Annotated in this window: 10 protein-coding genes and 1 tRNA gene; 4 read left to right on the top strand and 7 right to left on the bottom strand. The window is 35.1% G+C overall.

Going from position 1 to position 14,189, the window contains the following annotated elements; translation table 11 throughout:
• Positions 1-379: 379 nt before the first annotated feature.
• Together DX009_RS00315 and DX009_RS00310 are read left to right on the top strand one after the other, a co-directional pair.
• Positions 380-2,026: a leucine-rich repeat domain-containing protein gene (locus DX009_RS00315; RefSeq protein WP_115083779.1), complete on the top strand. Its 1,647-nt coding sequence runs from the start codon at positions 380-382 to the stop codon at positions 2,024-2,026.
• Positions 2,027-2,556: 530 nt separating this feature from the next.
• Complete coding sequence (locus tag DX009_RS00310) at positions 2,557-3,426, top strand: hypothetical protein (RefSeq protein ID WP_115082621.1); 870 nt, start codon at positions 2,557-2,559, stop codon at positions 3,424-3,426.
• 196 nt (positions 3,427-3,622) lie between these two features.
• On the opposite strand, the gene DX009_RS00305 is transcribed toward DX009_RS00310, so the two are convergent.
• From DX009_RS00305 to DX009_RS00275, 7 genes are all read right to left on the bottom strand, one after another.
• A complete protein-coding gene (locus DX009_RS00305; RefSeq protein ID WP_115082620.1) occupies positions 3,623-5,212 on the bottom strand; it encodes a S41 family peptidase in 1,590 nt (529 codons plus the stop codon).
• Between the two features lie 71 nt (positions 5,213-5,283).
• Positions 5,284-7,230: a DNA topoisomerase IV subunit B gene (locus DX009_RS00300; RefSeq protein WP_006044014.1), complete on the bottom strand. Its 1,947-nt coding sequence runs from the start codon at positions 7,228-7,230 to the stop codon at positions 5,284-5,286.
• Positions 7,231-7,263: 33 nt separating this feature from the next.
• Complete coding sequence (locus DX009_RS00295; RefSeq protein ID WP_115082619.1) at positions 7,264-8,409, bottom strand: N-acetyltransferase; 1,146 nt, start codon at positions 8,407-8,409, stop codon at positions 7,264-7,266.
• Positions 8,410-8,479: 70 nt separating this feature from the next.
• Positions 8,480-9,709 carry a THUMP-like domain-containing protein gene (locus DX009_RS00290; RefSeq protein WP_115082618.1) on the bottom strand — a complete coding sequence of 410 codons (1,230 nt, stop codon included), beginning with the start codon at positions 9,707-9,709 and terminating at the stop codon, positions 8,480-8,482.
• Between the two features lie 26 nt (positions 9,710-9,735).
• Complete coding sequence (locus tag DX009_RS00285; RefSeq protein ID WP_115082617.1) at positions 9,736-10,503, bottom strand: M15 family metallopeptidase; 768 nt, start codon at positions 10,501-10,503, stop codon at positions 9,736-9,738.
• A 451-nt stretch (positions 10,504-10,954) separates the two neighbouring features.
• The gene (locus DX009_RS00280) at positions 10,955-11,806 is read right to left on the bottom strand and encodes a CPBP family intramembrane glutamic endopeptidase (protein ID WP_115082616.1); all 852 of its coding nucleotides are present in this window, start codon (positions 11,804-11,806) and stop codon (positions 10,955-10,957) included.
• 2 nt (positions 11,807-11,808) lie between these two features.
• The gene (locus tag DX009_RS00275) at positions 11,809-12,762 is read right to left on the bottom strand and encodes a bifunctional riboflavin kinase/FAD synthetase (protein ID WP_115082615.1); all 954 of its coding nucleotides are present in this window, start codon (positions 12,760-12,762) and stop codon (positions 11,809-11,811) included.
• 256 nt (positions 12,763-13,018) lie between these two features.
• On the opposite strand from DX009_RS00275, the gene DX009_RS00270 reads away from it, so the two are divergent.
• Both DX009_RS00270 and DX009_RS00265 read left to right on the top strand, forming a co-directional pair.
• Positions 13,019-13,092 (top strand) — tRNA-Ile (locus DX009_RS00270).
• A gap of 257 nt (positions 13,093-13,349) precedes the next feature.
• Positions 13,350-14,156, top strand: coding sequence for a PoNe immunity protein domain-containing protein (locus tag DX009_RS00265; RefSeq protein WP_115082614.1), 807 nt, complete (start codon positions 13,350-13,352; stop codon positions 14,154-14,156).
• Positions 14,157-14,189 lie beyond the last annotated feature (33 nt).

Here is a 14,189-nt window from a genome sequence, read left to right as displayed (position 1 = left end):
ATTTTTTTATAGCTATAAGTAGACAATTTTTTATAATAAAAAACGAGAAAGTTTTACATTATATTTTTTGAAATTATAATTAGAAAATAAAATTTTATAATAAGAAAAATAGAGAGTTTATTGTAAAGCAATATTTGTACCTTGTTTTATATTTTCAAAATTGTGTTTTAAAGCTATATAATATGGCGTGTTTTGTTATGGTAATACGGATAATCTTATTTTTATGTTAGAAAATATTATTGAAATTAGACGAATTTATAAAAAACATTATTATCTTTGTAGCATGTCCTTCTTTTTAGTTATGAACTCTTACTGGGGTGGGACTGTAGAGAGAAAGCATAAAAAGAAGAGTTCTAATTTATTTCCTAAACGATGTATTATGAAAATTAAATTTTTATTGTGTGCTGTCTTAATTTCTTTTCCTGTAGTATTGTCTGCACAGACAATAAAAGGCGATGTGTTGGTAAGTGGTAATGGTGCACCTATCGACTACAAAATTCCTGAAGGAATACGCGAAATTGCTCCAAATGCCTTTGCAACTTCGTCTGTTAGAAGTGTAGAATGTCCTGCTTCGCTCGAAGTTATTGGGCAATGTGCATTCTTTTATGCCAACAGTTTAAAGACGGTTACATTTGCACCAAATAGTAAATTGAAGGTTATTGGCGAACAAGCTTTCAGCGATTGTGCAAGTCTTGAAACAATAGAACTTCCAAATTCGGTTGATTCTATTGGAACAAATGCCTTTGTGCTATGCGAAAATCTGAAGAAAATAGCAATTCCTACAGGACTAAAGAAACTTTCGCGTAGTACGTTTATGTCGTGTTCTAACCTTATGAAGGTGAAGTTTCCCGAAACGTTGAAGGAAATAGACGAAACTTGTTTTGCCAACTGTGTGTCGCTTACTTCGCTTACTCTAACTGGTGTAGAAACCATAGGCGAACGTGCTTTCTATAACTGTAAAGTATTAACTAACGTAAAGTTAAACGAAGGGTTGAAAGAGATAAAAGCGAATGCTTTTCAGCGTTGCATTGCTTTAGAAACGCTCGAACTTCCTGCAACGGTAGAGAAAACTGGTGCAAAACTGTTCTTACAATGTCCAGAGTTTGGTGGTTTTACGGTTGTTGCTGCAAGTAAATATATGACGGCTGTTGGCGGAGTGCTTTATTCTAAGGATAAAACTATGCTTTATGAATGTCCACAAGTTATAGCAACCGATAATTTTGTTGTTCCAGCTGAAACAAAAGTTATTCGTTCTATGGCGTTTTTTGAGTGTCAGGATATAAAGGCAATTACACTTCCTGCTAATATTGAGAAAATTGGCACGGGTGCATTGGCAAATAATGGTATGACGAAGTTTAATTTTGCCACGAACAATAACTTTGTTTACGCAGACGATGCACTTTATTACAGAAGTCCAAGTGGCAATGGGCTCTATTTGATGGCAGTTCCTTGTAAAGGTAATAGAACCGATTTTGTTCTTCAGTCAAAAACTTCTTATATTGCCGATTATGCATTTGCTTATAACAATAATGTGCAGAAAGTTTATATTCCCGATTTGGTAATAGGCATTGCAAATCGTGCTTTTTATGGTTGCCATGGCTTAAAAGATATTTATAGTTATAGAGAAACAGCTCCAGAACTTGGAGAAGAAGTTTTTGGCGATGTAGAATTTAATAAAGTATATTTACACGTTAGGAAAGGTTCAGAAAAATCGTATACAGACAATGGTTGGATGTTCTTGTGGGGCGACAATATTGAAGGCGATTATCCAAACATTGCAGATGGAATAGGCAATGTTGCAACAGAGAATATGAAATGCTCTGTAGTTAGATTGAATGCAAACGAAGCTTGTTTAACAGCCAATGTAAATATCAGTTCTGTAGAGCTATACAATGCTGCTGGTGGTTTGGTAAGCGAAAACAAGCAACTCGGCAGCAACGAAGTTGTGCTTGCTTTGCCTCATCGTGGCGTTTATGTTGCTAAGCTAAGGCTTGCTAATGGCAGCGTAAAGGTCGTAAAAATCTAAACAAAGAGTCAAATAAAACGGCTTCTGTGATTCTTTCACGGAAGCTGTTTTTCTTTTCTTTAAACGTATTTACACCCAAGTATTGTTACCCTGTAAAGCTGCAAAAACGGCACACCGACAAATTATTTACGTGTAAATAATTATTTTTCTACGTGTAAGTAAATATTTCTTTACGTGTAAAGAAGAATTTATTTATACGTAAAGAAATTGGGAGATAAAATGATTTGCGGGCTTATGTGACATAAGTTCAGTATAAGAAAGTAGTTTAAAAAGTTATAAGAGTGAGAAAATCTTAACTTTGCACTTATATAAACGTCTTCATTCAAGCCTTGTCATTTTACTTCCTGCTACAAATATAGTGTATTAACATAAAAAAAACAAGGAAACACTGAGGCGTATGAAAGAATTTATATATCTTTGTAAGGTCAAGATGGAACTTCGCAAAGGTTGCCCTTGACAGAGTTTTAATCAATGTATAGACTATTTAAACGGGGAACACTATAACATAAAAGAAGTAAACGAGAAAGCATATGAAAGTAAATTTTGAAGAAAAAACATACGAGAGCTACTTTAATATTGAGCTGTCTAATAGAAGTGATATCTTCTTTCCGCCAGGACAAAGCTTAGAAGGTCTTTTGGGGTTTGATAGTTCTGTATTAACGAGAGATAAACAGTTATGGAATTTGTTCATGTCTATGTCAAATAGTGCTAATAATCGTGAAATAGATTTGCATGAAATAGCTAAAGCAATGGAAAACTTTGAAAGCTCTTGGCTGAAAAAAATTCCACAAATAAAAGTAAATGTACTATTCCAATATAAAAAGCCAGAATATATATCTAGTGCTAGGGGAAAGGAATGGCATTTGTGGAGAGAGCCTTATTACCGGTATGAGATTTATCAAAAACAGCAAGAACTATTAATGTGTATTAACCAAAAGCTTGGGAGTAAAGTCCTCATTTTATATGTATCACCAGCATTATACGATATAAGAAAACTTTTAGAAGCACATAAAGCGAAAAGAATTATTGATTTCTCTAATTTTCAAAAGGTATCTGCATTATATGGACATCATTGTAACACATATATACAAGCAGGGAATTATTCGATTGCTAATAGTCAACCAGAGAAAATTAAAAATATTGCTTTATTAGAAGAATTAGAACAAATAGAGGATAGAAATACAGGTGATAATATCGAGTTTGTCATCAATTTTTGCAGACAAATTTCAAACATTATGAGTGAAGATAAATATTATTCTGAACTTTTTAATAAACTAAACCAGAGATTCGATAATTTAAAAAACGATTGTAGGCTTGTTTATAACTATATAATGTTATATCATTTCAGGCTACTTACAGGAATACAATGCTTGATGCAGTGTCATAAATTAGAAAAATAGAAGCATGAATGCTAAATAATAAATAGAACATCTCTATGGCATCGAGCTTTGTACTATTGGGAGAACCCCGATGCATATAGAGATGAAAGTGAGCAGTTTCTGATTATTTTTAGGCGTAATGGATATTAAAGAGAACTTTCCCAAGTTCGTTAAATAATTATTATGCTCGCTTTATAGGGTTATTGTGGTGTTGCAATTATTTCTTCATATCAGCCTCAATCACTTCGATAGCCTTCTGAACAATGTCGCTTTGTTCGTTCCATATTTGGAAATACTCAGTCATATCCCATAAGTCGCGAGCTACAAGCGATTTTAGTTGATAGCGCATATAATCTAATGTCTTTTTAAGTTCATCGGAATCTTTTGGTTCTATCTTTTCTTTCTTTGCTTCGGCAATAATCTGGTTGGTAAGAGAAATAGGAACTTCGTATTGTTTTTTAAACGATTCGAAAGTCTTATAATCCTTCTTTAGTTCTTTACGGTTATTGTCTACGTACTTTAAGAAAGTGTCCATAATAATATTTTTCGCCATAAGTTTACGATGAAAAGCAGTAAACTTAGTTGTATCTAATGGTACAAAATAATCGGGCATAACACCTCCACCACCATAAACAAGACGGTGTTTTCGTACAGTATAATACTTTAAAGAGTCTGTGAAATGAATGCTGTCTGGATTAGTAAGTTCTCCGTTTTTAAGTCGGTTTTCCAAATCCATATCGTAATCATCTTTGTCTCCTTTCTTATAAGGCTTTTGAATGCAACGTCCACTTGGTATATAATAATGTGCAACGGTAAGTCTAATCATACTTCCATCGGGCAATTCAAATGGTCTTTGAACTAATCCTTTTCCAAAAGTGCGACGTCCTATAAGAGTTCCTCGATCGTTATCCATAATAGCTCCCGAAACAATTTCGGCAGCCGATGCACTTAGTTCGTTAACCAAAACATAAACAGGCATATCTTTTAGTTGTCCATTACCTCTAGCTTTGTAGTTTTGGCGTGGTACGCGTCGTCCTTCTGTGTAAACAATCATATCGTTGTTTTGTAAAAATTCGTTTGCAATACGAACTGCAGCCTCAAGAAATCCACCACCATTGTCTTGTAAATCTAGAATAAGCTGTTTCATACCTTGTTTTCTTAGTTTTTCAACAGCTTCCATAAATTCTTCGTGTGTTTTCATTCCGAAGCTTTCTAAACGTATGTAACCTATCCCAGGACGAATTATATAAGCAGCATTAATTGTGTGAACTGGTATTTTAGCTCGTGTAACAATAAAGTTAAGCATACCCTTTACACCACGACGCACAATGCTTAACTTAACTTTTGTGCCTTTTTTACCCCGTAAACGCTTCATAATATCGGCACGATTCATTTTTACGCCCGCTATTAACGTATCGTCTACCATAACAATGCGGTCGCCTGCAATAATACCAACTTTTTCTGAGGGGCCATTTACAACAGGTTGAATTACCACTAAAGTGTCTTCAATCATATTGAATTGTACACCGATACCTTCAAAATCGCCTTGCAAAGGTTCGTTCATAGCTTTTGTTTCCTTTGCATCGGTATAAGTAGAGTGTGGATCAAGTCCTTTTAGCATACCACGAATAGCATCTTCCACTACCTTTTGCTCGTCAACATCATCTACATAGAAATTTGAAATAGCAATTTCTGCCATTTGCATTTTTCGCATTGGCGAATCGCTACCAAAGTTAAGATTGATTTGTGCAGCAGCAAAAGTGCAGAACAATAAAAGTGTTATTGATAAAAGAAAGCTTCTCTTCATAATCGTTATTCTTAATTTCAAATGTGATAAATATACTATCTTAAGACTATTACAATAGTGCTGTGTATGAATTATTCTGTTGGAATATCGTCTACTAAATCCTCCTCAATTACCAAGTTTTCGATGATAAAGTTTTGACGTTCCATAGTATTCTTACCCATATAATATTCCAATAGATTTTTTACTTGGTCGTTTTTGTGCAGTGTAACCTGCTCTAAACGCATATCAGGACCAATAAAATGAGCAAATTCATCGGGCGAAATTTCTCCTAAACCTTTGAATCGTGTAATTTCAGGGTCAGGTCCGAGAGCCTCAATTGCATTTATTCTTTCCTCTTCGGTATAGCAATAAATCGTTATAAGGTCGTTTTTCTTTTCACCCTTCAGTTTCTTTGCATCTTGTTCCTCTATTATTTTTTTATTTTTAATCTTAGTTCGTTTATTGCGTACACGAAATAAAGGTGTTTGAAGAACATATACGTGTCCTTTTTTTATTAGTTCTGGGAAGAATTGAAGGAAGAATGTTATAATGAGTAGACGTATATGCATACCATCAACATCAGCATCGGTAGCAACAATTACCTTATTATAACGTAATGAATCTAATCCATCTTCAATATCGAGTGCAGCTTGCAAAAGATTAAATTCTTCATTTTCGTATACCACTTTTTTTGTTAATCCAAAGCAATTTAGTGGTTTTCCACGTAACGAAAATACAGCTTGCGTGTTTACATCTCGGCTTTTTGTAATGCTTCCGCTGGCAGAATCACCTTCAGTTATGAAGATAGAACTTTCTTCTTTTTGTTCGTTCTTAGCATCGCTGAAGTGAATACGACAATCACGAAGTTTTCTATTGTGCAGATTTGCTTTCTTTGCGCGTTCGCGAGCCAACTTTGTTACGCCTGCCATAGCCTTGCGTTCACGTTCGGTTTCTTTTATTTTGTTTTCTAAAATATCGGTAAAATCTTCTTTATGAATGTGCATAAAGTTATCGACATTTGTCTTTATGAAATCGCCAACAAACTTATTTATAGTGTCTCCTCCCGGTGCCATTACTGTAGAGCCTAATTTTATTTTGGTCTGAGACTCAAAAACAGGTTCTTCTACATTTATAGCGATTGCTGCAACAATACCATTTCTAATATCTCCATACTCGTATTTACCAAAAAATTCCTTTATAGTTTTGGCTATATGTTCCTTGAATGCACTTTGATGTGTACCTCCTTGTGTGGTATGTTGCCCGTTTACAAACGAATAATACTCCTCGCCATATTGGTTTGTATGTGTGAAAGCAATCTCTATATCATCACCTTTCATGTGAACAATAGGGTAAAGAGGGTCTACCGTCATATTGTCTGTGAGTAAATCTTTCAGACCATGTCTACTCAAAATACGATGTCCATTATACATAATGGTGAGTCCTGTATTCAAGTAGGTATAGTTCCGAAGCATAGTAACTACAATATCGTCTTGGAAACAGTAGTTTTTAAAGAGAGTGTTATCTGGCTCAAAATAGATATAAGTGCCCTGTTCATCGTTAGATTTTGTGGTTTTATCGGTCTTTTTAATACCTTTTTCGAATGTAAGTGAACGTACTTTGCCCTCTCGAAAGCTTTTTACTTCGAATTTTGAACTAAGCGCATTCACCGCTTTAATGCCCACACCATTTAATCCAACGCTCTTTTTAAATGCTTTCGAGTCGTATTTACCACCTGTATTCAGCACCGATACAGCTTCAACAAGCTTTCCTTGTGGAATTCCACGCCCATAATCGCGCACCGAAACTCGAAGATTATCTTCTATTTCAATTTCTATGCGTGTGCCTTCATTCATCTTAAACTCGTCGATAGAATTGTCTATAACTTCTTTCAACAGTACGTATATACCGTCTTCAGGTAGTTTTCCATCGCCTAATCTACCAATATACATACCTGGACGGGTACGTACGTGTTCCATATCAGATAGATGGCGAATATTATCGTCGGTGTATGCTACTGATGTTTTATTTTCTTCGACCATATTTTTGTTTAAGTGGTGTTTTGTTTTCTGGATTTATAAGTTCTTCTTATAGCAACGGCGGCGTTTGTGATTTATGGTCTCAAACATATCCCATTGGCTTTGTACGCCTCCATTTGTTTCCATTTCTACTTGACTTTCGCCCCATTTAATGCCGTATTTAATGTATCGTGGTATTAAATCGTAGAATAACAAAGCGTTTGCTCCCTTTGCTCGATATTCAGGAAGAATGCCTAAGAGTAACAAGTCTACACCTTCTGTTTTCGTAAACTTTATAACTTTCATTAGATGCCACCACCCAAAAGGAAGGAGTCGTCCTTTCTTACATTTCTGTAAGGCACGACTAAGCGATGGTAATGTTATGCCCATACCAGCAATTTGGTTGTCTTTGTTGGCATCTTCTATCACTGTGATAAAATCTAAATTGGCAAATGGAAAGTATTGTGCTATATATTGGTCAATCTGTTTATCGGTTAATTCCGAAAAACCATATAAATCTTTGTATGTGCTATTAATGAGTTCGAATATCTTTCTACCATAACCGCCTTCGAAAACATCTTTCTTTGTGAGTTTCTTAATACGTAGATTATATCGTTTCTGAATCATTTCAGAAAGCTTTATAAGTTTTTCAGGGACGGCATCGGGTACATTTATTTTGTATTCGAGGTAGTCTACATCTTTTTCCCAGCCTCCCATTGCTTCTAAGTGCATAGGATAATAACTGTAGTTGTAAGCTGTAGCTATTGTTCCCAGCTGATCAAAGCCCATTGTTAGCATTCCTTCGGGATCCATATCGGTAAACCCTAATGGTCCAGCAATGGTTTTCATTTTTTTTGAACGTCCGTAATCGGCTACAGCGTTAAGCAAGGCTTCCGAAACTTCAATATCATCAATGAAGTCTATCCAGCCAAAGCGAACATCTTTTCTATTCCATTTTTCGTTGGCTTTATGATTGATGATAGCAGCAACACGCCCTACTATTTTTCCATCTTTAAATGCTAAAAAGTATTCGGCTTCACAGAATTCGAAAGCTGCATTCTTATCTTTTGAGAGTGTGTTCCATTCGTCGTCATAAAGATTAGGCACGTCGTAAGGACTTCCTGCATAGAGCTCGTAGTGCAAATCTATAAATTTCTTTAGGTCATTCTTGCTCGTAACCTTCTTAATTTGAATTGATGACATGTTTAAAAAATCTTTCGTAACTTTACTTTTCAACTTGCAAAAGTACGCATTTTAGATAATATTGCCAAATTTACACCTCTTTTTTGCTTATTATTAGTATATGTTCTTTCTCTCCATACGTTGTTGCGAAAATATAATTATCGCCTCCATCGTGTAACTTTAGTCGTTTTCTAAGAGCATCTACTCCTATTGGGAAATTTCTTACTGCTATATTTGCTCGTGTTATGTTTGTTAGAGTATGGCGTATTTCTTTCTTGTTTAATGTGCAAATGTCCATAATGCGGAACCTCCTTCCTGGAAAGTTTGATAGTAGAACTGGAGAAACAAATAGATGAGAATTATTACTCAGTGCTGCCACATTATATGTTTTACTTAACAAAGCAAAGCAACCAGCCTTCATAATAGATGCATTCGGCTCGTATAAGTAGAGTGTTGATAAGGCGTTTTTATTTATTTTCGATAGTTGGAGAGTGTTTTCTTCACTACTGTTTACTTCTTCCTCATAATAAAAAATATCATTGTTGTTTACGCAAAATATCTTTATAGAGTTTTCTTTTAGTTCCTGTTTCTCTTTTTTATGGTTTGCTAGTACCATTAATAGCTCTTTACACTCGTTTTTTACCGATATAATGTGCACTTCAATTACATATTTTAGTTGTTCTACAGCATTATGCCAATCAAGCATAGGCGAGAGCTTTATTATTGTGAAATCGCATTTTTCTACAAGTTCATCGCATAATTCAAGCACATTCGGCTCACAATCAGCAATCGAAATAACTTTTTTTTCATTGCTATTGCGACGTGCGGGATCTAAGAAAATAATAGAAGCATTGTTTAGTTTATGTAAAACATCGATGGAATCTTTATTTTCTGCACTTATGTTATGGAGTTTTAAACATTCGAAGTTATGTGTTGCAATGTTGTAGAGTTGCTTGTTTCGTTCTACATAAACAGCCTTATTAAAAGGTATAGACATATAAGAGAAATCTACACCAAAACCACCTGTTAAGTCGATTAGTGTTGCATTATTTTTCGTTTGAAGTTTTTGCAGCAATCGTCTTACTATATTTTGTTTATATAAAGCTGTTTGTTCGCTGGAACATTGTTCCATATTCAGATGTGGTGGATAAACAATACCTTCTGTACTAGTCCACGTTGGTAGTTTTGTACGTGCCAATTGGTGTCCCCTAATCTGATCGAGTGCATAGGGTAAATCTACTTTAGGAAAATGTTTTCCCATAAGTGCGAGTGTTCGAATGTCGTCGTTGATGTGCTGGCGTATAAATTCAGATGTTTCCAAATGCTATATATAATAAGGTGGGATATCTATTTTATTACTTTTAAATGTGCCTTTGCCCACGCACGTGTGCAAAGATTAAAGTGCCACCACTCTGTTCTTAGTGGTTGGAAACCTGCAAAAGTCATTACATGGCGTAGCAATTTGCGGTTCTCTAAGGTTTCTTTAGTAAGTGCGCCTTGCATTAATAGTTGTTGTTCTTTGTCTATATGACTTTTATTTCCCATATAATCTACTTTCGTTCCCATTGGAATGGTGTCTATTTTACATACTGTTGTGCCATCGCGCCATTGCTTTTCGTTCCATGAACTTTTACAAAGGCTAATATCTACAGCCATTCCATAGTTGTGCATACCTCCTCCGTTAGCAGGATTAGATACATAGAAGCTGTGGTTGGTATTCTTTACAGCATTCCACATAGTTTGCTGTACGCTCATTGGACGTGTTGCATCGAAAATGATGAGGCTTAAATCTGGTCTGATTTGTCTCAATTCTGCTTGTGCTTTCTTTAATGCTGCAGCACATTGGGGAAGCATATAAGCTTTACGCAGACTTTTATAAAGTTGCTTATGGCAGAAATTGTCGGTTCGAGCATACATTAATGCCACCTTAATAGTCGGGTCTATACTTTTTATATCTACCAATCCTTGTTGTTCCATCTGCTGTTCAGAATTAGTCCTTTGTATCTGCTTACTGGTTGTTGGCAATGGTTTGGGGACATCTGTTTTCCAAAAATTTTGTACCATAAAGCTCGAAACAGCGAACCAAAGCACCATAAACAGCCATTCTTTCTTCATTGTTCTATATGTTTTATTACCACAAAGTTACAATATTATCTTGTTAGTAACAAGCCTATTGCATAGAAACTAATAAGGGCATATACACATTACTCATTGTACAATGGTATTAGAACCATTTTGCAAGTAATAGTTTTATTTTGTAAAAGCAATCTTAATCCCGATCAGTCATTAGCTAATAACAGCATTATATATAGTATTTATGTTATTATTTCCTTTCATCTTTTGATATCTTATCTGCCTCTTATTTAGCTTTATAACCTAACTTAGTTCATTCAGTTATGCTATAAAGCCAGATAATATTATTAGCAATAAAACTACAAGTGAAGCTTAGCTAGTAACCTATTAGTATTCAACGCAAAACAGAAACCATCATTTTGTGTTGCAAAAACCATAGTTTTGCACTCCAAAACAGGCACTTTTGTTTTACGAAAATACGGTTTTTACAATCCTACTTGTTGGCTTGCTTCATACGTATGCTTAATTGGAAGAGCGCAGGAACGAGAATACAGAAAGAGAAAAGTAGTCCTAAATACATAGAACGTTCGCTACCGTGGAAGTAATCTATAAGCTTACCATCAGCCATGTGAGGCATTAAGTTAAACATTAAATATGCTATAGTGTTGTTTACCCAATGCAACACAATACCAGGGAGTACGCTTTTGGTGCGCATATACATCCAACCTAGAGCTAAACCTATTATAAAGGCATGCACACCTTGTGCTATATTACCATGTATGAATGCAAAAATTAAAGCTGTTAAAGCAATGGCTATCCATCTGCCTTTATGCTCAAAGGTGTTGAGTAGGACTCGTAATATAGCACCACGAAATATCAATTCTTCTGCAATAGGAGCCAGAATGCCCACGACAAGGTAGCCAAGAGGTTGTCGCATAATGCCCTCAAAGAGTTGAGTCATATTGTCGGACATCGTAATTTGCAATTTTTCGTAAACAAACTGTGCTGGAAGAATAATACCAATCGACAACATAGCAGCCCAGAATAACACTCCCCACGGTTTTGTTTGAAGGTAAGTACGAGAGATAGGTGCCCATTTCATCTTAATATAAATAAGAATTGCGGCAACACTCGAAAGCAAATTGGCTGCTATTAGCACATCGCTATATTTACCCGATTGCATACTTTGGGCTACATTAAATAGGTCCAATCCTTTTAAATATGCGTAAATAGCGATAGTTCCGAACTCGAAAACAGCATGAATAACGATGAAAAGCGCAACGAAAAGTGCGGCGTATAGCAGATTCTTTAAAATGTTATTTTGTACGTTTATAGTTTTTTTCATTATCAGTTCTTATTGTTTTTTAAAATTGTTCTTATCTGTTTTGCATCTAATTTCATTTGATTTGCAAGCGCATCTATACTCGAAAACTTTTGTGTAGAACGTATACGAGTAATGAAACTTACCTCTATAATACGTCCATACAAGTCGTCCGAGAAATCGAATATATTTACTTCAACCGATATATTCCTACCATTAAAGGTAGGACGAGTACCAATATTAAGCATTCCATCGTACTTTTTAGAATTGCCTAATATGCTAACACGTACCGCATAAACTCCCATTTCTGGAAGAAGTTTTTCGGTTTTGCTAATATCGATATTAGCAGTTGGGAAACCCAATTTATGTCCATTTTGATAGCCGTGTACCACCTCTCCGCGTAACGAATAAGGCACACCCAGGCAACGTGTAGCTTTCTCCATATCGCCAGATTCTATAAACTGCCGTATAATAGATGAGCTTATATTGAATTTATCTATAGAGAGAGCTGTGTTTCGGCATACTTCAATTCCTATTTCTTTGCCAAAATGTACGTAATCATCGAAGGATTCTGTTCTGTTATGACCAAAACGGTTATCATATCCCATAACTAATTTACAGACATTTAATTGTCTTTGCAGCACATTTTGCATAAATTGCTTCGATGTTAATTGTGCCAAAGCTGTGTCAAAGTGGAGCACTACAACATAGTTGACGGCTGTTTGTGCAAACTTTTCTAACTTTTCATCTAGCGTAGACAACATTTTAGGCTTATAATTGCACTGCAAAACTTGTCGGGGGGGACGGTCGAAGGTTATTACCATCGATTTTAATCCATCTCTTTCAGCCATTTCAGCCATTCGACTAATAAGAAACTGATGCCCAAGATGTACCCCATCGAAAAAGCCAATTGTAGCAAGCACTGGAGCTTCTACTGCCAATTCGTTAGTATTTAAATCTTTAAGAAATATTGTTTTCATTATATATCTTCGTCTACCTACCTTGTTTCTATGGTTGTCAAGCTGCAAGTTTATTGTTATTGAAGCTAAATGCAATAGTTATAGCAACCTTTTCCCATACGGTATCCATTCTTTAAAATGCAGTGCAAATATACATCAAATAGACCTAACAATCGTTTTAAAGCACGCAAAATGTGTTAAACCACAAAAAAAATCTCATTATTATTCACGTTTTTCCAATTTATTCATTACCTTTGCAGCCGTATTTACGAATACTGGACTTGTAGCTCAGTTGGTTAGAGCAACAGACTCATAATCTGGAGGTCCCTGGTTCAAGCCCAGGCTGGTCCACACAAATATCAAAGAGTTGCAGATAATTCTGCAACTCTTTTTCTTTTATACAAACACAAAGGCTAACTTGTATTTTCCCGATTCTAGGTATAAGATGTATAAATAGATAATTTACAAAATGAATTTATAAAACAAAACGATGACTTTTCAAGTAAAGTAACTATATTTGTAGTTGCTTACTTTTGTTTGACAACGTACAACCACAGAGGAGCAACCTACATAACAGATGGTATTGAAACCATTTAAATGAAATAGCTATGGGATTATTTAATTTTAAATTAGGCGGTTCTAAAAAAGAACAAGATAAACCTATCAGAGATAAATTAAAGGACAAAAAATACTTTGAAAAGATTCTGAGTATTAAGTTTGGAGAAATAGATGATGATGAAAAGCACATATTAGAAGAAAAGAAAAAGAATGTTGGAATAGTACGTCCATTTTTATATTGGTGTTCTGCTGTAGATTATATACGGGCAATAAAAATAAGTTACTCTATGGGTGAAGATATTGCCAAATTGAGAAAGTTATATATAAATTCTTTAGATAATTATATACATGGAGCTAATTTTAGAAATCCGACATACGCTGATGATTTAGATAGAATATCATTGGGAATACTATTAGACATAGATAATACAGATTTTAATCGTTTAACTGACTATGTGTTGCGAATGGATAAGCAGGCAAAACCATCAAATTGGACACCCGACTTATTACTTTGGTTTATGCTAAACTCTCGATTAAAAGAAAACAAGAAACAAACGTATGCAAATAAGCTTGCTTTCCCTAAGTTGTATAAAGAACTTTTCAAGCTAACACAGATTTCCGATGCGCAAGAAGCAAAGAAAGCACTTAAAGATTATATGGAAAAATGGTATACTCTGAACAACGATGCTCCTTGGTATAATAGTCATCTGAAGAAGAATTGTTATCGTGGCTATTGGGCATGGGAGGTTGCAGCTGTTGCTAAGATAATGCACATAGACGATTCTGACCTTAGGGATAATCCATATTATCCCTATGATATGGTACATTGGAAAGATGCAGGAGTTACTATAGAATAGTAGTAATAGAGAACATAAGATGATTTATTTCTT

Origin of the sequence: Prevotella pallens (genome assembly GCF_900454935.1) — a bacterium.
GTDB classification, from domain to species: domain Bacteria; phylum Bacteroidota; class Bacteroidia; order Bacteroidales; family Bacteroidaceae; genus Prevotella; species Prevotella pallens.
The sequence above is the reverse complement of the archived record's forward strand: the minus strand, read 5'-3'. Positions and strand labels throughout refer to the sequence as shown.